This is a genomic window from Plantactinospora sp. B5E13, assembly GCF_039871775.1.
Lineage (GTDB): Bacteria > Actinomycetota > Actinomycetes > Mycobacteriales > Micromonosporaceae > Plantactinospora.
The window spans coordinates 1-26,477 of record NZ_JBDPLT010000020.1 but is presented as its reverse complement, the minus strand read 5'-3'; the positions used below and the strand labels follow the sequence as shown (position 1 = coordinate 26,477).

Here is a 26,477-nt window from a genome sequence, read left to right as displayed (position 1 = left end):
CGCTCGGGGCATGAAACGGCTGTGGACACCGGCGTGGATCGTGCGCCACGTGCTCACCGTCGTGATGGTGGTCGGCTTCCTCGCGCTCGGCTGGTGGCAGATCAGCCGGGCGCTCGCGGGCAACACCCTGAGCTGGGCGTACGCCGTCGAGTGGCCGATCTTCGCCGGGTTCCTGATCTTTCTCTGGGTACGCGAGATCCGGTACGCCCTGCGCGGTGACCGGATCCCGGCGACCGGTCCGGACGGCTCCGGGGCGGCGGCCACCGCCTCGGGCGGCTCCGCCCCCGGGCTGGAGGGCAGCACGGCGGACGGCTCCGCCGCCGGGGCGGGTGTCCCGGCCACCGGGCCGGCGTCGGCGCCCGGTCAGGGCGGGGCGACGGGGATCCGCCGACCGGTTCGCACGGCCCGGCGCCGGCCGGCGGTCGAGGGCACCGACGACCCGGCGCTTGACGAATACAACCACTATCTGGCCTGGCTGAACGCCAATCCCGGGGCACGGCCCGCCGACTACCCCGGTTATCCCGGCCCGGCCGGCAGCAGGAAGGACACATCGTGGGCGCAGCCCTGACCCGCTACCGCGTGGTCGCCAACATCGTCGGCGTGGTGCTGATCGTGCTCGTGGTGATCGGCATGCCGCTGAAGTACCTCGGGAACAACCCGGTGGTGGTCGAGACGGTCGGCCCGGCCCACGGCTTCCTCTACATGGTCCTGCTGGTGACCGTGTTCGACCTGGGCCGGCGGGCCCGCTGGCCGCTGGGCCGGATGGTGCTGGTGATGTTGGCCGGCACGGTGCCGTTCCTGTCCATCTACGTCGAACGCTCGGTGGCCCGTCAGGTACGGCAGCAGGTGCGCCGGCCGGAACCGGAGCCGGTGGCGGGCTGACCCGGACGGGTCCGGCCCGGACCGCGACCGGGCCGGCCGTCGGACCGTCGACCGTCAGGCCATCGGCTCGTACGGCGACTCGGAGGCCGGCGGGTGGGCCAGCCCGCCGAGCCGGGCCGCCTCCCGGGCCCGGATCAGCGCCCGGGTCACCTGACCGAACTGCCGTTCCTGGTCGGAGCTGAAGAGCAGTACCACCGAGCCCCGGTACCGCCCCCACAGCTCGTACGCCGGTGGCCGCCACCGGTGGCCGGCGGCCGCGAGCCCGACCGGGACAAACGCCGCGAGGCCGAGGCCGGCGTACGCGGCGGCGGGCAGTTCGTAGAGGTCGCCGGCGTAGCCCAGCGCGACGCCGATGCCGACGAGCACCGCGACGGTGAGCAGGACGGCCCGGGTGGTCAGCCGGTCGTGCGGGCCGCGGGCGGTCTGCAGGTGGGTCAGTTCGGCGACCGGAAAGCGTCGACCGGCGACGATGAGTGCCTCGCGGGTGACTCTGACGCCGGGCTGGTGGTAGAGATCGGCCGAGGATCGCGGCACGTTGACCGCAGGTACGTCGAACTGGTGCTCCGGTAGGCGGTGGGTACGGCGGTTCGGCTCCATTCTTGCCTCCCAAACGGCTCCTGAGGCGCTCTGGTACGGCTGGTTCCGGGGATCGGCGGGTCGGCGACCGGGTTCACCCGGTCGCCCGGTCCGGCCGGGTGCCGGTGACAGTGGCGGCGTCGACGGTGACGTTCTGTCCGTTACTGACAGCTCCCCCGAGGCGTCCCCCATTGTGCGGAGGGTGTGCCAGCGGACGGTCGCCCAGAAGCTCCGAGCCTGTCGGTTCTCCCGGCGACAGCGGCCAGGATGATCCCTGCTTGGCGGATCTTGCCCAGGTTTGCCCACTGTCGACCGGCAGAACCATCCGCAAACACCGACCAAAGGGGCGAAGGCCCAGTTGGTACGCGTTCCCCCGGGTGGAACCGCCGAGGTCCACGGTGTGATCCACTGCGGACACGTACAGCGATCACGACATTCGCCTTATCTCTCACTACTGCCGCAGATCGCCCGCTGGCCACTGTCGGTAATCCACGACCCGGGCTAGGTTGAACCGGCCGGCCCGGAAGTCAGTCATCCCGCCGGGTGGCGCCGGTCCGGTGTCGCCGCGAGTCCAGCCAGCACCCGCGGTGGTAGCGCAGGAAGGGCTCTGCACACGTTGTCTTCTTCGGTGCGGAACCTGCTGCGGGCGCTTGTCGTGGCCGCCGTCTCGGCCGTTCTGGTCGCCCCCATGTCGGTGGCCCGGGCCGAACCCTCGGTCGCCGAGCTCACGCAGCAGATCAACAAGGCCTCGGACGAACTCGAGAAGGTCGTCGAGTCGTACAACAAACTGAACGAGGACATCAAGAAGAGCAAGGCCGCGGCGGCCGAACTGAACGCCCGGATCGGCCCGCTGGAACAGCAGGTGGCACAGGGCCGCGCCGAGGTGGCGCAGATCGCCTCCCGGGCGTACAAGTTCGGCGGGTTGAGCGACGCGAACGCGCTGCTCGGGCGGAGTGCGGCCGCCAACCTGGTCGACCGGCTCGGCGCGCTGGAACAGCTCGCCCGGGACCGCGACCGGCAGCTCTCCACCTTCGACGCCACCCAACGTCAGTACCTCGACCAGAAGGCCGAACTCGACGCCACGCTGGCCCGGCAGAACGCCCAGGCGAAGAGTGTGGCCAGCCAGAAGAAGAAGATCGAGAAGGACCTGGACAAGCTGTACGACATGCGCCGGGAGGCGTACGGCTCGCCGACGTCGTACAGCGGAAAGTACACCGGCACGATCCCCAAGATCGACGGCGACGCCGGCAAGGCGGTCACTTTCGCGTACAACGCGATCGGCACCCCGTACGTCTACGGAGCCGACGGTCCGAACGGCTACGACTGCTCCGGGCTGACCTCGGCGGCGTGGCGGGCGGCCGGAAAGTCACTGCCACACAACGCCGCCGACCAGTGGGGCGTGGTCGCGAAGATCGGCCGGGGCGACCTGAAACCCGGTGACCTCGTCTTCTACAGCGGCCTCGGGCACGTGGCGATCTTCGTCGGGAGCGGCAAGGTGATCCACGCGCCGACCGCGGGCGAGAGCGTCAAGCTGGCCAGCGTCGACCTGATGACGCCGTACGGCTACGGCCGGGTGCGGTAGCGCCGGTCGGTCCCCCGCTGTCGGGGGCATGCACAGCACGACGATGCCGGGAGGTCGGTGAACCCGACCTCCCGGCATCGTCGCTGTCAGCGCAGGTGCGCGATCCGCCGATGTGCCCGGCGGCGCCGCTACAGTCAGCCGACCGGGCTCAGCCGCCGGTGCCGGACCAGCGCGGTCTCGATCAGGATGTCCAGCAACGCCGGATAGCTCAGCCCGGCCACCTGCCAGATCCGGGGGTACTGCGAGACCTGGGTGAAGCCCGGGAAGGTGTTGATCTCGTTGAACACCGGCTCCACCCCGTCCCGCAGGAAGAAGTCGATCCGGGCCAGCCCGGAGCAGCCGAGCGCCCGGAACGCCCGGACCGCGAGGTCGGCCAGCCGGTCGGCGATCTGACCGTCGAGCCGGGCCGGGATCTCGAAGACCGTGCCGGGATCGTCGTACTTGGCGTCGAAGTCGAAGAACGACCGCTCGTCGGTGACCCGGATCTCCAGTGCCGGCCCGGCGACGACCCGGCCGTCCGGGTACTCCAGCACCGCCACGTCGACCTCCCGCCCCGGCACCCCCTCCTCGATCAGCACCTTCGGATCACTGCGCCGGGCCTGCCGCAGCGCCGCCGGCAGGTCGGCCCAGCGGGTCACCCGGGACACCCCGAGGCTGGACCCGGCCCGGGCCGGCTTCACGAAGACCGGCAGGCCGAGCCGGCGCAGCTCCGCCTCGGACGGCAGCTCGTCCGGGTCGGTCGGCCGCGACACCACCGCGTCGGCCACCGGTACGCCCTCGGCGGCGACCAGCTTCTTGGTGAGTTCCTTGTCCATCCCGGCCGCGCTGGCCAGTACGCCGTTGCCGACGTACGGCACACCGGCCATCTCCAGCACCGACTGGAGGGTGCCGTCCTCGCCGTACGGGCCGTGCAGGGTCGGGAAGACGACGTCCATCGCGCGCAGCCGGTCCACCGCCGCGAAGACGTTGACCGGCGCCCCGGCGCCGAAGACCCACTCCCCCGACCTGGTGATCAGCACCTGTTCCGGGCGGTACCGGCTCGGGTCCAGGTTCGCCAGTACGCTCGCCGCCGACTTGCGGGAGACCTCGTGTTCCCCGCTGCGTCCGCCGGTCACGACCGCGACCCTCAGCGTCGAATCAGACATGCACCCGCTCCCGTCCACTGTTCTGCTGTTCCGAACGCACCGGCAGGTAGCGTCGGGCCACCCGGGCGCCGATGCCGGTGAAGATCTCGTGTGGGTTGGTCCCGGCCCACCGCGCCCAGTCGGCGACGACCGGTTCGCCCCGGCTGCCGTCCCCGAAGAGCAACACCTCGTCGCCGGTCCGGACCGGCAGGTCACCGACGTCGACGACGATCTGGTCCATGGTCACCCGACCGGCGATCGGACGGCGTCGGCCGCCGATCCAGACCTCGCCGCGGCCGGAGACGATACGCGGGACCCCGTCGGCGTAGCCGACCGGTACCAGGGCCAGGGTGGTTTCGGCCGGTGCGACGTAGTCGTGCCCGTACGAGATCCCGGTGCCGGCCGGGACCCGCTTGGTCAGGATGACCCGGGACCGTACGGTCATCGCCGGTCGGAGCCCCACCTGCCGGTCCGCCCGCGGCTCCGGGCCGTACAGGGCGATCCCGACCCGGACCAGGTCGAAGTGAGTCTCGGGGAGCCCGACCAGGCCGGCCGAGTTCGCCAGGTGTCGTACCTCGGGGGTCAGCCCGCCGGCCCGGGCCAGCTCCAGCGCCCGGTCGAAGCGGCGCAACTGGACGGCGTCCCGGGGGTCGCCCGGGGTCTCGCCGCCGGCCAGGTGGGACCAGACGCCCCGGACCCGGATCCGGCCGAGCAGCTCGTTCCCCCGGGCCACCCGGACCAGTTCCGGCCAGTCGGTGTCGGTCGCGCCGTTGCGGGACAGCCCGGTGTCGGCCTTGAGGTGGACCTCCGCCCGCCGGCCGGTCCGCCCGGCCGCGGCGGCGATCCCCCGCAGGTGGGCGACGGAGGCGACGGAGAGGTCGATCCGGGCGGCGATGGCCGGCCCGAAGTCCTCGTCCGGGGCGTGCAACCAGCTGAGCACCGGCGCGTCGATCCCGGCCGCCCGCAGCCGCAGCGCCTCCGTCTGCGACGTCACTCCGAGCCACCGCGCCCCGACGTTCAGTGTGGTCCGGGCGATCTCCAGGAATCCGTGACCGAACGCGTCCGCCTTCACCACAGCCAGCAGGTCGGCGCCGGTGAGGCCGGCCAGGACCCGGGTGTTGTGCGCGATCGCGTCAAGATCGATAACTGCCTCCGCGAGTGGTGGCAGCGTCAACTCTCCCCCGTTGTTGATCACGTTCAGTGAGCCTAGGGAAAAGTTGTATGGATTCCGTGAAGACCGGGTGCGGTAGTGATGTGAACCTCGGCGGCGACTAGCCTGCCGGGATGACCCCGCCCGAGGCCAGGGAGCTGGCCGCCCTGGTGCTGGACCGCCTCGCTCCGCGACTGCCGGAGCTCGCCGCTCCGCGCGGCACACCGGGCCGGAGTACCCCGGTCCGCCAGCTCTACGCCCTGGTCGCGGAGCGGTTCCACGCCCTGGACGAGCAGGAGACACTGGTCGAGTTGGCCCGGGATCCCCGGAACAACTCGTTGGCCCGGCGCCTGCTCGCCCAGGCGGTAATCGATGATCAGGAGTACGCGGCCGCACTCGCCGCCGCCGTGGCCACACTCCCGGCTGAGGAGAGGCCGGCTGCCCGGACGGCGGAACACGCGGTGGCACAACCGGCGGAGCAACCGGCAGCGGCCGGTCAGGGGTCCGAAGGGTCGGCGGAGGAACGCCGCCCCCGCCGCTGGGGTGGCTGGATCGCGCTGGCCGCCCTCGTCGTGCTCGGCGTGGCCGGCTTCCTGGTCGTCCGGTCCGTCGTCGACAACCTCAGCGGCGCCGGCGGGCTGACCGCACAGTCGAGCTGTACGGAGTACCGCCAGGCACCGCCCGAGGAACGGGTGGCGGCGATCCGGGAGATCGGGCTGGCCAAGGGCGTTTCCGGAGCGGACAGCCCGCTGGTGATGACCGCCATCGACCAGCTCTGCGACAGCCGGCCCGAGGCCACCATCGGCGAGCTGATCGGCCGACTGAAGTGACGGACCGGGGCCCGCGCGGCGAGCCCCGGTCCCACCACCTCAACTGACGTCGCGACGCATCGGCAGCGCCACGGCGAGCAGGGCGGCGACGGCCGCGTACCCGGCGAGCAGCACCCCGCCGAGCGGCGGCGACATCAGCGGGACCGGTGTGGTACCGAGTTCCGCGGCGACCGTGTCGACCATGTAGCTGAAGCCGGTCAGGGCGGCGGTCGCGCCGGCGGGCAGGAACGGATAGAGCCGGTCCACCCCCGGAATCAGCACCAGGAGCGGTTCGAGCAGATAGAAGTAGCCGAACACCACCGCGAGTGCCGCGACCTGGTTGCGGAGCAGCGCGCCGATCCCGACACCGATCAGCATGTGTACGGCCAGGGTCAGCGCCAGCCTGGCGAACAGTTCCAGCACCGTCCCGGTGGACAGCCCGAGGGTGACGCCCCGGGTCGCCGCCCCGGCGAAGAGGACGGCCGCGCCGGTGGCGGTGAGCGCCAGCCCGTACGCCAGCCCGTAGCCGGCGTACACGACGAGCTTCGCCAGCAGCACCTGCCAGCGCCGGGGCGCGTACAGGAAGGTCGTGTCGATGGTCCGGTGCCGGTACTCCGAGGTGACGGCGAGGGTGCCGAGCACCACCGGTATGAAGACGGTGTACCCGACGAAGCCGATCACCGTCCGGACCCCGGCGGCGGTGTCGAGGCCGGGCAGCGGCTGGTCGAGGTTCTCCGGGCCGAGCAGGGTCAGCAGCCCGACCAGCGTGCCGCCGGAGAGGACCGCGACCAGCAGTGCCACCGGCCAGAGCCGGGTGGCCAGGAGCCGACGGAACTCGGCGTCGATCAGGCGGATCATGAGATCCCCTCTCCGGCGGTCGACAGACTCGGTCCGGCGGCGGCGGTCAGCCGCAGGAAGAGCTGTTCGAGGTTCCGGTGTTCGCCGACCAGTTCGGCGAGTGGTCCGGCGGTCACCTTGCGGCCGCGTTGGATCAGCACCACGTCGTCGACCAGCTGTTCGACCTCGCTGAGCTGGTGGCTGGAGACGAGCACGGTACGTCCCTCCCGGGCCAGCCCACGGAGGAAACCGCGCAGCCAGGCGGTGCCCTCCGGGTCGAGGCCGTTGCCCGGTTCGTCGAGCAGCAGTACGCCGGGATCGCCGAGCAGGGCGGTGGCCAGGCCGAGCCGCTGCCGCATTCCGGTGGAGAACCCGCCGGTACGGCGGTCGGCCACCTCGGCCAGTCCGAGCAGCTGGAGCAGTTCCTCGACCCGTCGGTCCGGATAGCCGCCCATCGCCGCGTACGTCCGGAGGTGGGCCCGGGCGGTGTGACCGGGGTGGAACGCCGAGGCGGCGAGGAGCGCGCCGACCGTGGCGGAGGGCCGGGGCAGGTCCCGGTAGCGTCGGCCGCCGATCGTCGTACCGCCCGAGGTCGGGGTGACCAGGTCGAGGATGGCCCGGATGGTGGTGGTCTTGCCCGCCCCGTTCGGACCGAGGAAGCCGGTGACGACACCCGGCCGGACGCTGAAACTCAACTCCTGCACGGCGGTGACCGCACCGAACCGTTTGGTCAGTCGGGACACCTCCACGGTCAGGCCGTCGGCGCTCATACCCGCACCCCGGGGGTCCGTCGCCGGCACCGACCTGGACCTGTCCGGGCGGCGACCGCGCCCTTGTTGATGATCAGGTTTGTTGCCATCAGCTCACCGTCCGTCGGGTCGTGGCCGGCGGCAGCACCCGCCGCCGCCCACACGTTGGCCATCTGTTCTATAAGTTGTATAGCAGCTGCCCGACGGGTCTTGTCAACCCTTTCCGCGCTGTTCTATAACTGATGGAACAGATGAGGGCGAGGACGAGTGATCATCGAGGTGGACCCGAACAGCGAGGTCCCGATCTACCAGCAACTCCGGGACCGGGTGGTCGAGGCGATCGCCACCGGGGCGCTCCGGGCCGGCGACCCGCTGCCCTCCACCCGGGCCCTGGCAACCGACTTCGGCATCAACTTCCACACCGTCAACAAGGCCTACGACCTGCTCCGCCAGCAGGGCCTGCTGCGGATCAACCGCAAGTCCGGGGCGGTCGTACTCCGGGACGGCGACTCGGGCCCGCCAACGCCCGGCTTCGTCCCGGAGTGGACCGCCCGGGCCACCACCCTGCTGGCCGAGGCCACCGCCCAAGGGCTCGGCAGGGACGAACTGCTCGACCTCTGCCGCTCGGTGCTCGACAGGTTCGACAACCCGCCGGAGCGGATGGCGGCGGGACACGGCAGAGAGGGAGACCAGCGATGACCGCGACGCTCATCGGACCGCTCATGGCCCTGCTCCTGGTCGCCGGGTCGGCCTGGACGATGCCCCTGGTCCAGCGCCCCACCCTGCCCTTCGGGGTACGGGTGCCCGCCCAGCGGGCCGGCGACGCCGCCATCACCACACAGATCCGCGCCTTCCGGACCCGGGTCGCGACGGCCGGGCTGCTCGGACTGCTCGCCACCCTCACCCTCGGCGCCGTCTTCCACACCGCCGGAGAAGAGACCCTGACGCTGGTCGGCAGCGCGCCGACGATCGCCCTGGTGCTCCTGGTCGCCCTCTTCTACCTGCGGGCCCGGCAGGTGATCCTGCGGGTGAAAGCCGACCACGGCTGGTACGGCGGTCTCGCCCAGCGGGTCGCGGTCGACGCCTCGCTGCGTACCCAATCCGAACGCTTTCCGTGGGCTTGGACGCTGCCGGCGTTGCTGACCGTGCTCGGCACCCTGGTCGTCGGGATCGCGCTCTACCCCGACATGCCGGCGCGGATACCGATGCGCACCACCGGCCTGGAGGTCCACGCGTGGCAGCCCAGGTCACCCTGGGCGGTCAGCCTGCCGGTGGTGCTGGACCTGTTCGTCACCGCCCTCGTCATCGGTCTACTCGCCTGGTCCTACCGCTCCCGGGCCGACCTGGAGCCCTCCGCGCCGGTCCGGTCGGCGGCACAGCACCGGCTCTTCCTCCGGCGGATCGGCCGGGCGCTGCTGCTCTTCGCGGCCGGCATGAACGCCGCCATGCTCTTCGTGTTCGTGCCGATCTGGCAGGGACGGCGGCCCGGCGTGCTGGCCACGACCGGCATGATGCTGGTCTGCCTGCTCAGCACCGCCTACGTGGTCATCGTCGGGGTACGGGCCGGCCAGGGCGGCAGCCGGATCGCCGCCGAGGCACCGGACGGGGAGCGGCCGGACACCACACACGTCGACGACGACCGGTACTGGCGGTTCGTCGGCCTCTGCTACGTCAACCGCGACGACCCGGCGATCCTGGTGCAGAAGCGGGTCGGGCTCGGCTGGACCCTCAACTACGGCAATCCCCGCAGCTACCTGGTCATCGCCGCCATACTCGCCATCGTCGCACTCATCGTCCTGGTTCCGACCCTCGGCTAGCTCAACCGGCCGGCGGCGGGACCTCCCGTCGGCCACGACCCGGGAGACCGACCGGTCGGCCACGACCCGCGGCCGGGCCGGCGACGACCCCGGAACACGGTGGTGGCCGGAATCCGAGTCGGCCGCCGGCCACCACCGGTACGACTTCCGGCGTCTGACCGTCCGTCAGGCCGCCGTCAGGTGTGTCAGGCCGCCGCCAGGCCCTCGGCCCGGGCCAGCTCCCGCAGCCGACCCAGCGCCTGGATCTCCAGCTGCCGGATCCGCTCCCGGGAGAGCGAGAACCGGGACGCGACCTCGGTCAGCGAGTGCTCCCGCCCGTCCTCGAGGCCGTACCGGGCCCGCATGATGCCGGCCGACCGGTCGTCGAGGTGGTTGAGCAGCCCCTCGATCCGCTGCCGCTCCAGACCGGTGAGCACGATCTCCTCCGGCGACGGGGCGTCGCTGTCCGCGACCAGGTCACCGAGGTTGGTGTCACCGTCGTCGCCGACCGGAGTGTCCAGCGACACGGTGTCCTGCGACCAGCGGACCAGCTCGTGGACCCGCTCGACCGGCACGCCCAGCGCGGCGGCGATCTGCTCCGGCTCCGGGTCGGAACCGAGTTCACGGGTCAGCTGCCGGGCCACGTTACGCATCCGGTTGACGTCCTCGACCAGGTGCACCGGCAGCCGTACGGTCCGCTCCTGCTGGGCGATCGCCCGGCTGATCGCCTGACGGATCCACCAGGTGGCGTACGTCGAGAACTTGTAACCCCGCTCGTAGTCGAACTTCTCGACCGCCCGGACCAGACCGGTGTTGCCCTCCTGGATCAGGTCGAGCATCGGCATGCCGGAGCGGACGTACCGGCGGGCAATCGACACCACCAACCGGAGATTGGCGCGGATGAACAGGTCCTTCGCACGTTCTCCCTCGGCCACGAGCCGCCGGAGTTCCGCGTCGCTGACACCCTCGGGGACCCGGTCCTCGTCGAGCAGGTGCTCAGCGTAAAGGCCGGCCTCGATGGCCTTGGAGAGGTCGACCTCGGCGGCGGCGTCGAGCAGCGGTGTGCGGGAGATCTCGTGCAGGTACACGCCGACCAGGTCGCGCTCCTCGGCAACCTCGTCGGTCCGCATCACGATCTTCTTCTCCACGTTCCCCACGGTCCCCTCGTCGTTCTTCCCGGTGGACGCCCGGGCTCCTGCTCCTGCCGTCCCCACGTTCATCAGCCCCTCCCCCGTAACTTCCGCTGTGCCCCGCGGTGCTGACACCTACACAACAGTTGAGACGCGTTGGGGATTCCATCTCGTGAGTCGAAAGTGTCACGAATGCCTGAGTAGTTGCTGAAAGCACGATCGACGTTTGCTGTCAGTCGTCCCGATCGGGTGAGTCGAAACCGGCAACGCCACAGCTACGGGGCTTGCGTCGACTCGCGCCCAGGTATCGCACCATCGCCACACAACGACACACAGCGATCCAGGTCACCAGGTTGCTGCGATTCTCGTCACGGTCTGGTACACGTACCGCACGGCCGGTCGGTTCACCCCGCCGCACCAGGATTACCCCTCCGCCCGGGCAACAATCCGCAGCCCGGATCCAGTCCCGGGGCAGCCACCGACGACAACCGCCGTCCTCGCCCGCCGCGCGCCGGGTGCCCGGAGGACGGCGGGCCGACGCTTCGGAGCGAGCGGACACCGACGTCGTCCGGGGTGGCGGCGGGATACCGGGATCAGCCCACCAGCAGAGCGAGGGCTCCCCGGACCTGGTTGGCCGACCGGTCGAGGGCGGCCCGGGCGTCCGCGATGGCCGCTCCGGAGAGCATTGCCACCAGAGCGGCCTTCAGATCACCGTCGGCCTCGGTCAGCGCCCGCTGGGCGACGTCCTCGGCACAGCCGGTCGCCTCCATCAGGATGGAGATCATCCGACCTCGCAACTTGGCGTTGGTGGCCACCATGTCGATCATGAGGTTCGAGTAGACCCGCCCGAGTCGGACCATCGCGGCGGTGGAAAACGCGTTCAGGACGAGTTTCTGGGCCGTTGCCGCCTTCATCCGGGTCGAACCGGTCACCACCTCCGGTCCGGTGTCGACCCCGATGAAGACGGTCACCGTACGCGCCGCGGCGGCATGCGGATCCGCGCAGAGCAGGACCGTGTCCGCCCCCAATTCGGTCGCTGCCCGCAGGGCACCCAGCACGTACGGCGTACGTCCACTCGCCGCGAGACCGACCACCAGGTCACCGGACCGGACGCAGTCCCGGGCCTCGGCCTCGCCACCGATCTCGTCGTCCTCGGCGTCCTCCACGGCCCGCAGCAGCGCGCCCGGCCCACCGGCCAGGTGGGCACAGAACCACCGGTCCGGGGCGTTGAAGGTCGGCGCCAGTTCGGCGGCGTCGAGCACGCCGAGCCTCCCCGAGGTCCCGGCCCCGAAGTAGTGCACCCGCCGACCGCCACGCAGCGCAGTCACCGCGAGATCGACCGCGACGACCAGTTCGTCCAGGACGTCCGCGACAGCTGTGGGCACCAGCCGGTCGTCCTCGTTGATCACCCGGAGTACGTCCCGGGTGGACATCAGGTCGAGATCGGCGCTGCGCGGGTTGCGTCGCTCGGTCGGCGCGGAAACCCGGGCCACGGCACGTCCGTCCGACCCCGGTCCGGCCCCGTCGGCCGCCGTGGTCCCGGTCCCCGGGCGGGACGACCCCGCGGCGGAATCCGGACGCGGGCTCGCGGGTGGCGCACCGGGCTCGACCCGTCCGGTCGTCATCTCCACCCTCCCGCGCATGGACCTCCGCCGAGTCTCCTGCTCATGCCATCGCCCCGCTCCGCTCGCCGTCGGCACCGCACTCCGCCACACCGGGCCTCAGGACCGCCGCCGGCTGACCCGGTGCGGTTGCACGGCCTCCGCGGTGACCTCGAGCGCCTTCCTGGCCCGGGTACGGTTGCGGGCCGCCACGCCCACGAAGAGGCAGTCGACGACCGTCAACTGGGCGAGCCGACTGGCCATCGCCCCGGACCGGTACGTCGTCTCCCGGGCCGCCGTGGTGAGGACGAAGTCCGCGACCTCGGTGATCGGCGAGCGGGGAAAGTTGGTCAGCGCGACCGTGGTGGCACCGCGGGCCCGGGCCTGCTCGAGCACCTCGACCGCGTCCAGGGTGGTGCCGGTGTGCGAGATGCCCATCGCGACGTCGCCCTTGCCGAGCAGCGCGGCCGAGGTGAGCGCGGTGTGCACGTCGGGGAAGTAGAAGGCGGTACGCCCGATCCGGTGCAGCTTCTGCTGGAAGTCGGAGGCGACGAAGCCGCTGGCCCCGGCGCCGTAGATGTCGATCCGGCCGGCGTTGTTGATCGCCTCGACGACCTGCTCGCAGACCGCGGGGTCAAGCTGCTCGGCGGTCTCCTCCACCGCCCGGGCGTCGCTGAAGGCGATGGTGGCGATGATCTGCGCCAGGTCGGCACCGGGCGGAATGTCACCGCCGACGACCCGGGCGTCCGGCGGTTCGACCCGGCGGGCGGCCTCGGCGGCGAGTCGGATCCGCAGCTGCGGGTAGCCCTCCATGCCGACCGACCGGCAGAACCGGATGACGGTGGCCTCGGAGGTCTCGGCGGCGGTCGCGAGGTCGGTGATGGTGCGACGGGCGGCGTCCGCGGGGTCGGCCACGACGAGTCTGGCGACCCGCTGCTCGGCGGGCGACAGGGACGGGAGCAGGCCGCTGATGTGCACGATCAGCCCACCCGTCTCGTGACTCGCAGAAATCTTCGCAGTCTTCACCACGGATGAAACTTACTTTCATAAAGGTGGGAGCGTCAACCATGACGCGCGACACCTGCGAAGGTACGCCCGACCGGCGGGAAATCGCGGCCGGTCAGCCCAGCCGAGCGGGCCGATCCCGCAACACGTTCGGCTGGACCGGAAGGCCGGCACGTACGGTCGGACACCGTCCGGTTGAATCGTCGCCGATCAATAGGTTACCGGTCGCCCGGGACCGGTCGGCCGAGGGCGCCGGTCGGCGGACCACCGCCGACCCGGGCGGTACCGTGGCGGAGCCACCTGGTCCGGGCCGATACCGTGGCGGAGCCACCTGGTCCGGGCCGATACCGTGGCGGAGCCACCTGGTCCGGGCCGATACCGTGGCGGAGCCACCTGGTCCGGGCCGATACCGTGGCGGAGCCAACCTGGTCCGGGCCGATACCGTGGGCCCATGGTAGATCGCAGTGTGCTCGTCACCGGCGGCACCGGTGGCCTCGGCGGCGCCGTCACCAAGGCGTTCCTGGCCGACGGCTGGCGGGTGGTCGTACCGGTGCGCGTGGACGGTCCCGGACCGACACCGGACGCCGGCCTGCACGAGGCCCGGACGCCAGCGACCGGTACGCCGGCGGAGGTCCGGGTCGTCGCGGACCTCACCCACCCCGACCAGGTGGCCCGCGCGGTCGCCGTCGCCGCGGGTGACCCGGCCGCGCCACTGCGCGCGGTGGTCAACCTGGTCGGCGGGTACGCCGCCGGCGGCCGCGTCCACGAGACCCCGCTGGACGACTTCGAGCACATGATCAACCTGAATCTGCGCCCGACCTACCTGGTCACCCAGCAGGCGCTGCCACACCTGGTCGAGGCCGGCGGCGGGGCGATCGTCTGCGTCTCCTCCCGGGCCGCGCTCGCCCCGTTCCCCGGCGCGGCCGGTTACGTGACGGCGAAGGCCGCCGTGCTCGCGTTCGCCTCGGCGGTGGCGGTGGAGTACCGGCAGGCGGGGATCCGCTGCAACACGGTGGTGCCGAGTGTCATCGATACCCCGGCCAACCGCGCGGCACAGCCCACTGCGGACCACTCCCGCTGGGTGGCGCCGGCCGAGGTCGCCGGGGTGATTCGTTTTCTGGCCGGTGACGATTCCGCGCCGACGAGTGGCGCGACCATTCCGGTCTACGGACGGGCCTGAACGCGGCCTCCCGTCCGGAGTGGTCGTCGGCGACCTCCCGGCCCGGCTCGTCCCCGGCCGCCGGTGCGCCGCCGCCGGGTCCGCCCGGGCCGGCAGGCGCCGGAGTGGACCGTGCGGGCGGTCGGCTCTGCTCCACCGGGCCGGACGCTGTCGGACCGGACGCTGTCGGACCGGACGCTGTCGGACCGGACGCTGTCGGACCGGACGCTGCCGGGCCGGGCCGGAGTGGATTCGCCCCGGGCGGGCCGTGCTCCGGCGGCAGCCAGTCCCGCAGGCCGGCGAGAATCGCCTCGGTCACCTCGTCCGGCGACCGGTTCGCGTCCACCACGACAAAGGCGGCGTACTCCGGCAGCGAGCGGTAGGCGGCCACCCCCGCGGTCAGGTAGTCGATGCTCTCGTGGTCGGTGCCCCGGGCCTCGATCCGCCGGTACGCCTCCCCGGGCTCGACGTCGAGCAGGAACGTGACGTCGGACGGCGGGAAGACCCGGTACAGCACCCGGGCCAGCCGCTCCCAGCGCCGGCCACCGCCGTGCGCCCGGATGCTGGCGTACTGGCAGACGGCGTACCGGTCCATCACCGCGATCCGTGAACCGAGCCGGGACCGGAGCAGTGCCCGCGCGATCGCCAGCCAGCGCAGGACCGACTCGGCGAGCAGCACCCCGTTGCGCCCGAGCAGCCGCTGCGCGTCCCGGCGGCCCACCCGGCGGGCCAGCCGGCCGAGCCAGCGCCGCCCGCCGGCGTTCTGCCAGTACGTCGCCGGCAGGCCCGCCTCGGTCAGGATGTCCGCCAGACGGTGTGCCTGAGTGGTTTTTCCCGATCCGTCGATCCCGACCAGGGAGACGGTCCGCAGCCGTCCCCCGCCTTGCCGCTCCTGCAGAGTCCGGGCCACCCCCAGCACGGTACCCGGCGACGGCGCCCGGCGGCGCGAACCGCGCTCCGCCGGGCACCCCGCGAGGGCGGGCGGACGGCGGTCCGGGACCCCCCGTACCGGCCCAGGTGTGAACGAACGGAATGCCGGGTAACGGTAAATCTCCATCCCACCGACCAGTTGCCCGTTCACTCAACGACCCGGGAGCACAGATGGAGCACAGCGGCGACGAGACCCTGCTTGCCACCCTGAAACGGGTCGCCGCCGTCCTGAAGCAGTCCGAGATCCCCTTCGCCCTCGGCGGCAGCTTCGCCGTGTACGCGCACGGCGGTCATTCCAGCGACCACGACGTCGACTTCCTGATCCGGGAGCAGGACGTGGAACGCGCTCTGGAGGCGTTGGTCGAGACCGGCTTCACCGCCGAACGCCCCCCGGAGGACTGGCTCGTCAAGGTCTGGGACAACGACCGGATGGTGGACCTGATCCACCGGCCGATCGAGACCCCGGTGACCGACGAGACCTTCCGGGACACCGTGGTACGACCGGTCGACGCCATCCACATGCCGGTGCTCTCCGCGACCCACCTGATGGTGCACAAGTTGCTGAGCTTCTCCCAGCACTACTGCGACTTCGCCCGTGGACTGCCGCTGGCCCGTTCCCTGCGCGAGCAGATCGACTGGGATCGGGTCCGCAAGGAGACGGCGCACTCCCCCTACGCCGAGGCCTTCCTGGTGCTGCTGGACCGGCTGGACGTGGTGCCGTACAGCCCGGTCGACGATGGCCGGCCACCGCTGCGGGTGACACCGGCCGGTACGGCGTCGCCACACCGGGGCGGGGAAGAGGAGGAGGTAGTGGCGTGAACCGACAACCGGGAACCGGGGAAGAGCCGCCCGACGACTACCTGGAGGCGGCGATCCAGCGGCTGCTCACCGAGCACACCGAGATCGCCGAGCAGGGCCTGACCGTGACCCGCCGCGACCACTCGCTGGTGGTCTGCGGCGAGGTGGAGAGCGCACAGCGGCGTGAGGAGATCCTCCGGCTGGTGCTGGAGCACTTTCCCCGGCTGCCGGTGACGGTCGACATCGGACTGATCCGCACCCAGGCCCCGACCGAGGTGGAGGAGCTGCGGTGACGGGAGACGACAACATGGTGGTCCGGATCGCCGCGGTCGGCGACGTGCACATGGACCAGGACGTGCTCGGTCGGTTCCGGCCGGCTCTGGAGCAGTTGCCGGAGCGCGCGGACGCGCTGCTGCTGGCCGGCGACCTGACCCGGCACGGCACCGAGCGCGAGGCCCGGTGCGTGGCCACCGAGTTCGGCAACCTCGGCGTACCGGTGGTCGCGGTGCTCGGCAACCACGACTACCACTGTGACGAGGTCCCGGCGGTGATCCGGGTGCTGGAGGACGCCGGGATCGTCGTACTGGAGGGCACGAACCTGGTGCTGGAGTGCGGTGGGACCCGGATCGGCATCGCCGGTGCGAAGGGCTTCGGCGGCGGGTTCGCCGGACGCTGCGCGAGCGAGTTCGGCGAGCCGGAGATGAAGGCGTTCATCCGGACCACCCAGGCCATCGCCGACCAGCTCGGGGTGGCACTGCGGGAGATGGAGTGCGACGTACGGGTGGCGCTGACCCACTACGCCCCGGTTCCGGACACCCTGGCCGGGGAGCCGCTGGAGATCTATCCGTTCCTCGGCTCGTACCTGCTCGGGCAGGCCATCGACTCGGCGCCGACCGAGCTGGCCCTGCACGGGCACGCGCACGCCGGCAGCGAGCGGGGCACCACTCCGGGCGGGGTACGGGTCCGTAACGTGGCCCACCCGGTGATCAAGCAGGCGTACAGCGTGTTTCACCTGCATGCGCCGTACGCGGGGACGAGCGGGAGGGTTTCCGCGATCAGCGGTTCGGGTAGTTCCTGAGGCATGGACCTACTGCTCTGGATTCTCGCAGTCGTACTGGTGGTCGCCGGCGTCATGGCGCTGTTCCGGCGGCAGCTCCTCTGGGGCATCGTGCTGATCATCGTCGGCCTGCTCGTCGGGCCGTTCGGGGTCAGTGTCTTCAGCGGCTAGTTCCGGGCCGACGCAGTGCCGCGCCGGCCCGCCGAGCTGACCGACATCCCTCCGAACAACATCCCTCCGAACCAACCGGGGTCGTCCGGTCCGGGTCTAAGTCCTCCCCCTGAAGACCCCGGCCGACGACCCCGGTTCCTGTTCTCCGCCGGCTCAGCAGCGGGGCACTCCCGGAATGAAGCCGTCGTAGCCGGTGAGGACGTACGCGTCGGCGATGAACCGGCCACTGCCGATCCGGTCCCAGATGTTGCTGGTGCCGTAGGTGCCGGTCACCGTCGTACCGGTGGTCTGGCACTGGATGGTGACCCGGGTGCCGTCGGCGACGGTGCCAACCGACGAGTAGCCGGTGCCCGGTCCGGAGCGGACGGTGAGCGCGGTGCCGGAGGTGTTCACCGTGCCGGAGCCGGCACCGCCGCCGGAGCAGCCGTTGTCGCTGGTGTAGCTGCGCTCGCCCCAGTAGAGCGCCAGGCTTCCGTTGAACCGGACCTGCACGTCGGAGCCGTTCAGCCGCTGCTCGTAGTGCAGGTGTGGGCCGGTGGAGCCGCCGGTGGTGCCGACGTACCCGATCACGGTGCCGTAGCCGACGGATCGGCCGACAGCGGTGTTGAAGCTGCTGAGGTGGGCGTAGTAGGTGGTGTAACCGCCCCCGTGGTTGATCCGGACGTACTTGCCGTAGCTGGTGCCGCCGAGGTCGGCGACCACGTCCACGGTGCCGGGCGCGCTGGCCACCACCGGGTCGCCCTGGTCGTCGGTGCGGTTGAAGTCGATCGCGTACGCCGGGCTGTGGTTGCTGCGGGTCTGCCCGGACCAGGTCTGGTTACAGGGGAACGGCACCTTGAAGGTGGGTGCCGCGGCGGCCGGCGAGGCCGGCACCAGCACCGTCGCGGCGATCAGCAGACCGGCGCCGACGAGGGCGAACAGGCGGGAGCGCATCCATGACCTCCTACGCAGAAAGTTTTCCATGGCTGAATGAATCGTGGCAGAAAACTTCAGCTGGCGGAAGGGCGGTGTCCCGGCGTGCGGACGACCGGGTCCGGAGCCGATCCGGTATACCTGGACGTCATGGCCTCGCCGACGTACCTGAGATCCATGCCCCTGCACGCCATCACCGAGGTGTACGGCGAAGCCGGCCTACGCGACCGGTTCGAGCTGGAGGTCGAACGCTTCGACCCGGCACAACGGGACCGGCTCGGCGCAGCCCTGGAACTGGCCGCGAGGCTGCACCGGGACGACCGGCGCGTCCGGGAGCCCTACCTCAACCACCTGCTCCGGGTGGCGATCCGGATCATCGTCTACTACCGGGTCACCGACGTGGACGTGATCGTCGCGGCGCTGCTGCACGACACCGTCGAGGACCACCCGGCCGAACTCGCCGACCTGCCGGCCGACAGCTTTCGGTCGGCCGCCACCGAGGCGGCCCTCGCCGAGGTGGCCCGGCGGTTCAACCCCCGGGTCGCGCGGCTCGTCGCCGCGGTCACCAATCCCGAGTACGCCCCCGACCGCGACCGCGACGAGCAGTACCGCGCCCACCTGGCCGAGAGCCTGGAACGGGAGCCCTGGGCCCGGGTGATCAAGATTTCCGACTTCACCGACAACGGCGTCGGCGTGATCCACACCACCGGCGACAAGGTGCCCCGGTCGGCCCGCAAGTACCGTCCGCTGCTACCGCTGCTGCGCGACCTGGTCCGTCGCCCGGACACCCCGTTGGACGCCGAGGCCCGGACCCACATCCTCGGTCAGTTGGACCTGGCCGAGCAGCGCTTCGCCGCCATCCTGGACGGTCCGGAGGTCGCCCGGGTCCCGGCCGGCGAGTGACCACTACCGGACGGTCACGCCCGCCCGTCGGACGGGTCGGCCGGACGGCGCCCACGACGCCGCCGCAGCAGCAGTCTGGCCACCACCATGGGCAGCAGGTGAAGCACGACAAGAAGCACCACCGTCAGCAGTGCGATCTGCGCGGCGGAGAGCCCCTGCGGCGCCAGCACCAGGGCCGCGGTGACGGTGCTGACCAGCAGGTGGCCCACCACACGCAGAGGTCTCACCCGGGTCGGCGGACCCCCGCCGGCCGGGTCGGGCTCGGCGGTGTGCCGCCGCAGCGTCGTGGCCGCCGCGACGATCGCGATCAGCACCGCGACCTGCAGCGCCCAGAAGGCCGCCCGCCCGACGCCGGCCCCGTCGGTCACCGACGGCGCGGCGACGGTCGTGGCCGCGAACGCGACGAAGGCCGCCGGCCAGACGAAGACAATCGCGGTGGTCGCTGCCAGCACCATCTTTCTCGGCCGGCGCACCTGCGGCTGAACCTGTCGGCTGAGGCGGTTGCGCACCTCGTCGGAGGCCCACACGAGCCTGCCGGTCGAGCCCGTCCCGGGCGTCGGGCCTGCCATGCGGGCAGCCTAGCCCGACCGGCCCGACGGCATGGTCCGCGCCACCACGGCATGGCCGCCAATTGCTGAGCAGGTTTCCGAATCGTTACGCCCTCGTGCCTCTCCGGGGCTGGACGCCCTTCCGGTGCAAGCGCTTACATGTGGTGACGCCCACAGTCCGGCACGGGAGCCGTCGGCTCCCGGCATGCCGGCCCGAAAGGAGGACTACATGGCGGTCCAGTCCAGAAGACCACGCCAGGCCCTCGCGATCGCCGGTGTGTTGGCGCTGGCTATCGGCGCAGGCGCCTGTTCCGGCGAAAGCTCCAGCGGGCTCGACCCGGATTCCCCGGAGTGCGCCCCGTACGCCAGCTACCAGGGCAACGAGGGCGAGGTGTCGATCTACGCCTCGATCCGGGACGCGGAGGCCGACCTGCTCCAGCAGTCCTGGAAGCAGTTCGAGGACTGCACCGGCATCGAAATCAACTACGAGGGCAGCGGCGAGTTCGAGGCCCAGCTCCAGGTGAAGGCCGACGGCGGCAACCCGCCGGACATCGCCTTCATTCCGCAGCCCGGTCTGCTGGCCCGGTTCGCCGAGGCCGGCAAGCTCAAGCCGATGGCCGCCGACCTGAAGGCCATCGCCGACGCCAACTACCCGGCGGACTGGCTGAAGTACGCCACCGTCGGCGGACAGGCCTACGGCACCCCGCTCGGCGCCAACGTGAAGTCCTTCGTCTGGTACTCGCCGAAGGCGTTCGCGGAGAAGGGCTACAAGGTCCCGACCAGCTGGGCGGAGTTGATCTCGATCAGCGACCAGATCGCCGCCGACGGCAAGAAGCCGTGGTGCGTCGGTCTGGAGTCGGGTGAGGCCACCGGTTGGCCGGCCACCGACTGGATCGAGGACCTGATGCTGCGTACCCAGACGCCGGAGGTCTACGACCAGTGGACCGCGCACGGCATCCCGTTCAACGACCCGCGGGTCGTGGCGGCGGTGGACCAGGCCGGCTCGATCCTCAAGAACCCGAAGTACGTCAACGGTGGCTACGGTGACGTGAAGAGCCTCAACTCCACCTCCTTCCAGGAGGGCGGGCTGCCGATCCTGCAGGGCCAGTGCTGGATGCACCGGCAGGCGAACTTCTACGCCAACTACCTGCCGGAGGGCACCAAGATCGGCCCGGACGGTGACATCTACGCGTTCTACTTCCCGGCCGTCGACCCGGCCAAGGGCAAGCCGGTGCTCGGCGGTGGCGAGTTCACCGTCGCGTTCACCGACGAGCCGACGGTGCAGGCGGTCCGCCGCTACCTCGCCTCCGGCGAGTACGCCAACTCCCGCGCCGCACTCGGCAACTGGATCACGCCGAACAGCAAGCTCGACGTGACCAAGGTCGAGCAGGCGGTCGACAAGCTCTCCATGGAGGTGCTGCTCGACAAGTCGGCGGTCTTCCGGTTCGACGGCTCGGACCTGATGCCGGCCGCGGTCGGCTCCGGCACCCTCTGGAAGGGCATGATCGACTGGGTCAACGGCAAGGACACCCAGAGCACCCTGGACTTCGTCGAGGGCTCCTGGCCGAAGTGACATCCCGGGGCGGCCCGGTCCGGCAGCGGACCGGGCCGCCCCGTCTCCCCGTCCGCGCCGTAGGTACCCGATCCGCTGGAGACGCTGATGGAGTTCGCCGACGAGGCACCGAAGCTGCTCATGCTCCTGTACGGCCTGCTCGCCTTCGCGGCGGTGGTCGGCGGCCTGCTGGTGCTGCTCGACGTCGTACCGTCGTGGTTCGCCCGGCGCCGGGAGGCCGCGCTCGTCGCCGCGTCGACCGCCCACACCCGGGCCCCCGCCGGCGGCGGGCCCCGGCCGCGTCGTCGATCGGTGGTCAACCGCCGGGAGGGCGGCCTCGGACTCTTCTTCCTGCTGCCGACCCTGCTGCTGCTCGCCGTCGGGCTGATCGTGCCGGCGATCCGCACGGTGCTGCTGTCCTTCATGGACGGCGGCAGCCGGAACTGGGTGGGACTGCAGAACTACACCTGGATGTTCGCCCAGGACGAGATCTTCCGGGTCCTGACCAACACCCTGATCTGGGTGATCGTGGTGCCGCTGGTGGCCACCGCGATCGGCCTGATCTACGCGGTGCTGGTCGACCGGGCCCGGTTCGAGGCGGCGGCGAAGGCGCTGATCTTCATGCCGATGGCCATCTCGTTCGTCGGCGCCAGCATCATCTGGCGGTTCGTCTACGCCTACCGCTCCGGCGAGTACGACCAGATCGGCCTGCTCAACCAGATCTGGGTGATGTTCGGCGGCGAACCGCAGCAGTGGCTGCAGAACGCGCCGCTGAACACGTTCCTGCTGATCGTCATCATGATCTGGATCCAGGCCGGTCTCGCCATGGTGGTGCTCTCGGCGGCGATCAAGGCGATCCCGGCCGACATCATCGAGGCGGCCCGGCTCGACGGGGTCAACCCGTGGCAGATGTTCTGGAAGATCACCCTACCGAGCATCCGGTCCGCGTTGATCGTCGTCGTGGTCGCGGTCTCGATCGCCACCCTCAAGGTCTTCGACATCGTCCGGACCACCACCAACGGCAACTACGACACCGGTGTGATCGCGAACGAGATGTACAACCAGGCCTTCCGGTTCGGCCAGACCGGTCAGGGCTCAGCCCTGGCGGTGTTCCTCTTCGTCCTGGTGATCCCGCTGGTGATCTACCAGATCCGCAACCTGCGCAAGCAGCGGGAGGTTTGAGATGACCACCACGACGCCTCCCGCGCCGGTCGGCACCCCGACCCCGGCCTCCGTACCGGCCACCGCCGCCGGTCGGGTACGCAAACGGCTGAACACCCGGGTCGCGACGCTCGCCTCGGTCCTCATCGCGGTGCTCTGGACCCTGCCGACCTTCGGCCTGTTCGTCTCCTCGCTGCGCCCCGAGGACGAGATCAAGACCACCGGCTGGTGGACCGCCTTCACCGACCCGTCGTTCACCCTGGACAACTACCAGGAGGTGCTGTTCGGGCGGTCGGCGATATCCGGGCAGCTCGCCAGCTACTTCGTCAACTCGCTGGTGATCACGATCCCGTCGGTGCTCTTCCCGCTCGCCTTCGCCGCACTGGCCGCGTACGCCCTGGCCTGGATCAACTTCCGGGGCCGGGACTGGGTCTACATCGGCATCTTCGCACTGCAGATCGTGCCGCTGCAGATGGCGCTGGTGCCGCTGCTCAGCTTCTTCTCCGAGGGCGTGAGCCTGGGCGGGTTCACCCTGCTGCCGGCCTGGAATCTCGCCGACGAGGAGAAGTTCGTCCAGGTCTGGTTCGCGCACACCTGTTTCGCCCTGCCGTTCGCGGTCTTCCTGCTGCACAACTTCGTGTCCCAGTTGCCGAAGGACCTGATGGAGGCGGCCCGGGTGGACGGCGCCAGCCACCCCAAGATCTTCCGCTCGATCGTGCTGCCGCTGATCGTGCCGGCACTGGCCGCCTTCGCGATCTTCCAGTTCCTCTGGGTCTGGAACGACCTGCTGGTCGCACTGATCTTCGCGGGTGGCAGCAAGGAGGTCGCCCCGCTGACCGTACGCCTGGCCGAGCTGGCCGGCACCCGGGCCAGCGAGTGGCAACGCCTCACCTCCGGCGCGTTCGTCTCCATCGTCGTACCGCTGATCGTGTTCCTGTCCCTGCAGCGCTACTTCGTCCGCGGCCTGCTCGCCGGCGGTGTCAAGGGCTGACCGGGAGACCAACGGAACTCCCGGACCTTCCGCGCCCGCCGCCGGATCGGCGGCGGGCGCGGCACCCGGGCCCGCGGCCTCCACCTTCGCCCTCCCCTCGGCGGCATGGCCGGCGCCAGCGCCCGGCCGAGAGATGACACGGTGACCAGAATCGACGACGTCGCCCGGCTGGCGGGGGTCTCCACCGCCACCGTCTCCCGGGCGCTGCGTGGCCTTCCGACGGTCTCCGAGGAGACCCGACGGCGGGTACGACTCGCCGCCGAGCAGCTCGGCTACACCGCCTCGCCCAGCGCCTCCCGACTGGCCGGGGGCAAGAGCGGCACGGTCGCCGTGCTGGTGCCCCGGATCGGTGCCTGGTTTCCCGGTGTGGTGGTCGACGCCGCCGAGGAACTGCTCCGTCCGGCCGGATACGACCTGCTGCTGCAGCACGTCGGCGGGCCGGAGCACGCCCGGCAGCGGTTGCTCCGGACCGCCGACCTGCCCAAGCGGGTCGACGCGGTGCTGCTGGTCGGCACCCCGGCCCTGGTCAGCGCCGCACCCGTGTTCGCCGCACCGGACTACGGCGGACGCGACCGCGCCCTGCCCGGGGTGACGGTGGCGGCCGGCGCACCGGTCCCCGGCTGGCCGAGCGTCGGGATCGACGACGTGGCCGCCGCCCGGGTCGCCACCGAACACCTGCTGACCCTCGGCCACCGGCGGATCGTCTGCCTCTCCGGCGACGCCGCCGACCAGTTCACCCGCCCGGCGGACCTGGACCGACGCTGGGGCTACCGGGAGGCGATGCAGGCGGCCGGTACACCACCGGAAGCGATCCTGGAGGTGGGGGCCCGGGTCGGGGTGGATGGTGGCCGCCAGGCGACGGCCAGCCTGCTCGCCCGGACCGCACCCGTCCCCACCGCGATCATGGCCACCTGCGACGAGATGGCGATGGGGGCGATCGTCGCGCTGCGCCGGGCCGGCCTGCGGGTTCCGGCGGACGTCAGCGTGATCGGGGTCGACGGCCACGACTACGCCCGGGTCGTCGGGCTGAGCACGGTCGCCCAGCCCGCCGCCGAACTGGGCCGGCTCGCCGCCCGTACGCTGCTGGACCGGCTCGCCGGCCGTGGTGGCGGTGGCGGTGGCGGTGGCGGTGGCGGTGGCGGTGGCGGTGGCGGTGGCGGTGGCGGTGGCGGTGGCGCCGATGGTGAACCGCAGCGACACATCCTGCCCACCCGGTTGATCGTGCGGGATTCGACCGGCCCGCCCCGGGCAAACTGACTACACCCGTCCGGTACACACCTCTGGGAGAACGCCCTGAACACCGCCGACACGACCGCCCCCGCCGACCCGACCGCCGAAGCCCCCACCTCCGGCGGACCCGACGACACTCCGGCCGACCGCTGGTGGCGGCACGGCGTCATCTACCAGATCTACCCGCGCTCGTACGCCGACTCCGACGGTGACGGAATCGGTGACCTGCTCGGCATCACCGCCCGGCTGGACCACCTGGTCGAGTTGGGGGTCGACGCGGTCTGGCTGTCGCCGTTCTACCCGTCACCGCAGGCCGACGCCGGATACGACGTGGCCGACTACCGGGACGTCGACCCGCTCTTCGGCACCCTCGCCGACGCCGACGCCCTGATCGACGCCGCCCGGCAGCGGGGTCTGCGGCTCGTCGTCGACCTGGTGCCCAACCACACCTCGGCGGACCACCCCTGGTTCCGCACGGCGCTCGCCGAGGGCCCGGACGGGACCGCCCGGCAGCGGTACGTCTTCCGGGACGGGCGTGGCCCGGACGGTGCCGAGCCGCCGAACGACTGGCGCAGTGTCTTCGGCGGCCCGGCCTGGACCCGGGTCGTCGAGCCGGACGGCCGGCCCGGACAGTGGTACCTACACCTGTTCGACACCGGCCAGCCGGACCTGAACTGGGACCACCCCGAGGTACGCGAGGAGTTCCGCGACATCCTGCGGTTCTGGCTCGACCGGGGCGTCGACGGGTTCCGGGTCGACGTCGCGCACGGCCTGGTCAAGCAGGCCGACCTGGCGGACTGGCACGAACCGCAGGAGATCCTCTCCGGCCCGGAGGTCGACCGCCCCCGGCCGCCGATGTGGGACCAGGACGGGGTGCACGAGATCTACCGGGACTGGCGGCGGGTACTGGACGGCTATCCGGGCGAGCGGATCCTGGTCGCGGAGGCCTGGGTGGAGCCCGCCGAGCGGCTGGCCGCGTACATCCGGCCGGACGAGATGCACCAGGCGTTCAACTTCGAGTACCTGCTCGCGGCCTGGACCGCGCCGGCCCAGTACGCGGTGATCACCCGCTCCCTGGAGGCGAGTGCGGCGGTCGGCGCCCCCACCACCTGGGTGCTCTCCAACCACGACGTGATCCGGCACGCGAGCCGGCTGGCCCTGCCGGTCGGCACGCCCCGGCCGAACGGCATCGGGATCGGCGACCCGCAGCCGGATCCCGTACTCGGCCTGCGCCGGGCCCGGGCGGCCAGCCTGCTGATGCTCTCGCTGCCCGGCTCGGCGTACCTGTACCAGGGTGAGGAACTGGGGCTGCCGGAGCACACCACCCTGCCGGACGAGTTCCGTCAGGATCCGACGTGGCAGCGCAGCGGACACACCGAACGTGGCCGCGACGGCTGCCGGGTGCCGATTCCGTGGGAGGCGGACGCCCCGTCGTACGGCTTCGGGCCGGGGGACGCCAGCTGGCTGCCGCAGCCGGAACTCTGGGCCGAGTACGCGCTGGACCGGCAGCGCGGGGTGGCCGGCTCGACGTACGAGATGTACCGGCACGCCCTGCGGCTGCGCCGTGACCTGCGGCTCGGCGCCGGTACGGTGCACTGGCTGACCAGCCCGGACGAGGTGCTCTGTTTCCGCAACCAGGGGCTGCGGGTGCTCACCAACTTCGGCGCCGCCCCGGTCGACCTGCCGGAGAGCGCGGAGCTGGTGCACGCCAGCGGGCCGCTGGACACCGACGGTCGGGTGCCGACCGACGTCACGGTCTGGTTCCGGATCGCCGAGGACACCCCGGCCTGATCGGGTGGGGGGGTGGGGGGTGGGGGGGCGGGA

26 protein-coding genes and 2 pseudogenes are annotated in these 26,477 nt (G+C 71.4%); 17 read left to right on the top strand and 11 right to left on the bottom strand.

Annotated features, from left to right (window positions below):
* The first annotated feature begins 10 nt into the window (after window positions 1-10).
* Window positions 11-568 (top strand): hypothetical protein, encoded by a 558-nt coding sequence (locus tag ABGB05_RS19325; RefSeq protein ID WP_347654827.1) that lies wholly within the window; start codon window positions 11-13, stop codon window positions 566-568.
* Window positions 553-882 carry a DUF3817 domain-containing protein gene (locus tag ABGB05_RS19320; RefSeq protein WP_347654826.1) on the top strand — a complete coding sequence of 110 codons (330 nt, stop codon included), beginning with the start codon at window positions 553-555 and terminating at the stop codon, window positions 880-882. Before ABGB05_RS19325 ends, ABGB05_RS19320 begins: the two co-directional genes overlap by 16 nt.
* Before the next feature lie 54 nt (window positions 883-936).
* Here ABGB05_RS19320 and ABGB05_RS19315 read toward each other — a convergent pair whose 3' ends face one another.
* Window positions 937-1,479 carry a DUF6232 family protein gene (locus ABGB05_RS19315; protein WP_347654825.1) on the bottom strand — a complete coding sequence of 181 codons (543 nt, stop codon included), beginning with the start codon at window positions 1,477-1,479 and terminating at the stop codon, window positions 937-939.
* A gap of 607 nt (window positions 1,480-2,086) precedes the next feature.
* Here ABGB05_RS19315 and ABGB05_RS19310 point away from each other — a divergent pair.
* Complete coding sequence (locus ABGB05_RS19310; RefSeq protein ID WP_347654824.1) at window positions 2,087-3,040, top strand: NlpC/P60 family protein; 954 nt, start codon at window positions 2,087-2,089, stop codon at window positions 3,038-3,040.
* A gap of 134 nt (window positions 3,041-3,174) precedes the next feature.
* On the opposite strand, the gene ABGB05_RS19305 is transcribed toward ABGB05_RS19310, so the two are convergent.
* Complete coding sequence (locus ABGB05_RS19305) at window positions 3,175-4,185, bottom strand: D-alanine--D-alanine ligase family protein (RefSeq protein WP_347654823.1); 1,011 nt, start codon at window positions 4,183-4,185, stop codon at window positions 3,175-3,177.
* Window positions 4,178-5,359: an alanine racemase gene (alr, locus tag ABGB05_RS19300; protein WP_347654822.1), complete on the bottom strand. Its 1,182-nt coding sequence runs from the start codon at window positions 5,357-5,359 to the stop codon at window positions 4,178-4,180. Before alr ends, ABGB05_RS19305 begins: the two co-directional genes overlap by 8 nt.
* 89 nt (window positions 5,360-5,448) lie before the next feature.
* Between alr and ABGB05_RS19295 the strand changes: the two genes are divergently transcribed.
* Window positions 5,449-6,144 carry a hypothetical protein gene (locus tag ABGB05_RS19295; RefSeq protein ID WP_347654821.1) on the top strand — a complete coding sequence of 232 codons (696 nt, stop codon included), beginning with the start codon at window positions 5,449-5,451 and terminating at the stop codon, window positions 6,142-6,144.
* 39 nt (window positions 6,145-6,183) lie between these two features.
* Here the strand turns inward: ABGB05_RS19295 and ABGB05_RS19290 are convergent, their stop codons facing one another.
* The gene (locus ABGB05_RS19290) at window positions 6,184-6,981 is read right to left on the bottom strand and encodes an ABC transporter permease (RefSeq protein WP_347654820.1); all 798 of its coding nucleotides are present in this window, start codon (window positions 6,979-6,981) and stop codon (window positions 6,184-6,186) included.
* Complete coding sequence (locus ABGB05_RS19285; RefSeq protein ID WP_347654819.1) at window positions 6,978-7,730, bottom strand: ATP-binding cassette domain-containing protein; 753 nt, start codon at window positions 7,728-7,730, stop codon at window positions 6,978-6,980. Before ABGB05_RS19285 ends, ABGB05_RS19290 begins: the two co-directional genes overlap by 4 nt.
* Window positions 7,731-7,976: 246 nt before the next feature.
* On the opposite strand from ABGB05_RS19285, the gene ABGB05_RS19280 reads away from it, so the two are divergent.
* Together ABGB05_RS19280 and ABGB05_RS19275 are read left to right on the top strand one after the other, a co-directional pair.
* Window positions 7,977-8,408, top strand: coding sequence for a GntR family transcriptional regulator (locus ABGB05_RS19280; protein ID WP_347654818.1), 432 nt, complete (start codon window positions 7,977-7,979; stop codon window positions 8,406-8,408).
* Window positions 8,405-9,526 (top strand): DUF5808 domain-containing protein, encoded by a 1,122-nt coding sequence (locus ABGB05_RS19275; RefSeq protein WP_347654817.1) that lies wholly within the window; start codon window positions 8,405-8,407, stop codon window positions 9,524-9,526. Before ABGB05_RS19280 ends, ABGB05_RS19275 begins: the two co-directional genes overlap by 4 nt.
* A 185-nt stretch (window positions 9,527-9,711) precedes the next feature.
* Here ABGB05_RS19275 and ABGB05_RS19270 read toward each other — a convergent pair whose 3' ends face one another.
* The 3 genes from ABGB05_RS19270 to ABGB05_RS19260 all read right to left on the bottom strand — a co-directional run bounded on the left by ABGB05_RS19270 (window position 9,712) and on the right by ABGB05_RS19260 (window position 13,265).
* On the bottom strand, window positions 9,712-10,662 hold the full coding sequence (locus ABGB05_RS19270; protein WP_347654903.1) for a sigma-70 family RNA polymerase sigma factor: 951 nt from the start codon (window positions 10,660-10,662) through the stop codon (window positions 9,712-9,714).
* 566 nt (window positions 10,663-11,228) lie between these two features.
* On the bottom strand, window positions 11,229-12,128 hold the full coding sequence (gene murQ, locus ABGB05_RS19265) for an N-acetylmuramic acid 6-phosphate etherase (protein ID WP_347654816.1): 900 nt from the start codon (window positions 12,126-12,128) through the stop codon (window positions 11,229-11,231).
* Between the two features lie 228 nt (window positions 12,129-12,356).
* Window positions 12,357-13,265, bottom strand: coding sequence for a MurR/RpiR family transcriptional regulator (locus ABGB05_RS19260; RefSeq protein ID WP_347654815.1), 909 nt, complete (start codon window positions 13,263-13,265; stop codon window positions 12,357-12,359).
* Window positions 13,266-13,692: 427 nt separating this feature from the next.
* Between ABGB05_RS19260 and ABGB05_RS19255 the strand changes: the two genes are divergently transcribed.
* On the top strand, window positions 13,693-14,421 hold the full coding sequence (locus tag ABGB05_RS19255; RefSeq protein ID WP_347654814.1) for an SDR family NAD(P)-dependent oxidoreductase: 729 nt from the start codon (window positions 13,693-13,695) through the stop codon (window positions 14,419-14,421).
* A 283-nt stretch (window positions 14,422-14,704) separates the two neighbouring features.
* Here the strand turns inward: ABGB05_RS19255 and ABGB05_RS19250 are convergent.
* Window positions 14,705-15,310, bottom strand: a pseudogene (locus tag ABGB05_RS19250) (thymidylate kinase); the annotation flags it as partial.
* A gap of 191 nt (window positions 15,311-15,501) precedes the next feature.
* On the opposite strand from ABGB05_RS19250, the pseudogene ABGB05_RS19245 reads away from it, so the two are divergent.
* The 4 genes and pseudogenes from ABGB05_RS19245 to ABGB05_RS19230 form a co-directional block, all read left to right on the top strand.
* Window positions 15,502-16,056 (top strand): annotated as a pseudogene (locus ABGB05_RS19245) (nucleotidyltransferase); the annotation flags it as partial.
* Between the two features lie 89 nt (window positions 16,057-16,145).
* Window positions 16,146-16,421: a hypothetical protein gene (locus tag ABGB05_RS19240; RefSeq protein ID WP_347654813.1), complete on the top strand. Its 276-nt coding sequence runs from the start codon at window positions 16,146-16,148 to the stop codon at window positions 16,419-16,421.
* A 14-nt stretch (window positions 16,422-16,435) separates the two neighbouring features.
* Window positions 16,436-17,206 carry a metallophosphoesterase gene (locus tag ABGB05_RS19235; RefSeq protein WP_347654902.1) on the top strand — a complete coding sequence of 257 codons (771 nt, stop codon included), beginning with the start codon at window positions 16,436-16,438 and terminating at the stop codon, window positions 17,204-17,206.
* 3 nt (window positions 17,207-17,209) lie between these two features.
* Entirely contained in the window at window positions 17,210-17,356 is a 147-nt protein-coding gene (locus tag ABGB05_RS19230) for a GPGG-motif small membrane protein (RefSeq protein ID WP_347654812.1), read from the top strand.
* 153 nt (window positions 17,357-17,509) lie between these two features.
* Here ABGB05_RS19230 and ABGB05_RS19225 read toward each other — a convergent pair whose 3' ends face one another.
* A complete protein-coding gene (locus tag ABGB05_RS19225) occupies window positions 17,510-18,289 on the bottom strand; it encodes a peptidoglycan DD-metalloendopeptidase family protein (protein WP_347654811.1) in 780 nt (259 codons plus the stop codon).
* 129 nt (window positions 18,290-18,418) lie between these two features.
* Here ABGB05_RS19225 and ABGB05_RS19220 point away from each other — a divergent pair, with 129 nt between their 5' ends.
* Window positions 18,419-19,171, top strand: a complete 753-nt coding sequence (locus ABGB05_RS19220) for an HD domain-containing protein (RefSeq protein ID WP_347654810.1) — start codon at window positions 18,419-18,421, stop codon at window positions 19,169-19,171.
* Window positions 19,172-19,185: 14 nt separating this feature from the next.
* Here the strand turns inward: ABGB05_RS19220 and ABGB05_RS19215 are convergent, their stop codons facing one another.
* A complete protein-coding gene (locus ABGB05_RS19215; protein WP_347654809.1) occupies window positions 19,186-19,644 on the bottom strand; it encodes a hypothetical protein in 459 nt (152 codons plus the stop codon).
* A gap of 304 nt (window positions 19,645-19,948) precedes the next feature.
* Between ABGB05_RS19215 and ABGB05_RS19210 the strand changes: the two genes are divergently transcribed.
* The 5 genes from ABGB05_RS19210 (at window position 19,949) to ABGB05_RS19190 (ending at window position 26,444) form a co-directional block, all read left to right on the top strand.
* Window positions 19,949-21,292, top strand: a complete 1,344-nt coding sequence (locus ABGB05_RS19210; RefSeq protein ID WP_347654808.1) for an ABC transporter substrate-binding protein — start codon at window positions 19,949-19,951, stop codon at window positions 21,290-21,292.
* 87 nt (window positions 21,293-21,379) lie between these two features.
* Complete coding sequence (locus ABGB05_RS19205) at window positions 21,380-22,453, top strand: sugar ABC transporter permease (RefSeq protein WP_347654807.1); 1,074 nt, start codon at window positions 21,380-21,382, stop codon at window positions 22,451-22,453.
* Window position 22,454: 1 nt separating this feature from the next.
* The gene (locus ABGB05_RS19200; RefSeq protein WP_347654806.1) at window positions 22,455-23,423 is read left to right on the top strand and encodes a carbohydrate ABC transporter permease; all 969 of its coding nucleotides are present in this window, start codon (window positions 22,455-22,457) and stop codon (window positions 23,421-23,423) included.
* A gap of 141 nt (window positions 23,424-23,564) precedes the next feature.
* Complete coding sequence (locus ABGB05_RS19195; RefSeq protein WP_347654805.1) at window positions 23,565-24,680, top strand: LacI family DNA-binding transcriptional regulator; 1,116 nt, start codon at window positions 23,565-23,567, stop codon at window positions 24,678-24,680.
* Between the two features lie 141 nt (window positions 24,681-24,821).
* Window positions 24,822-26,444: a glycoside hydrolase family 13 protein gene (locus ABGB05_RS19190; RefSeq protein ID WP_347654901.1), complete on the top strand. Its 1,623-nt coding sequence runs from the start codon at window positions 24,822-24,824 to the stop codon at window positions 26,442-26,444.
* The last annotated feature ends 33 nt before the right edge of the window (window positions 26,445-26,477 follow it).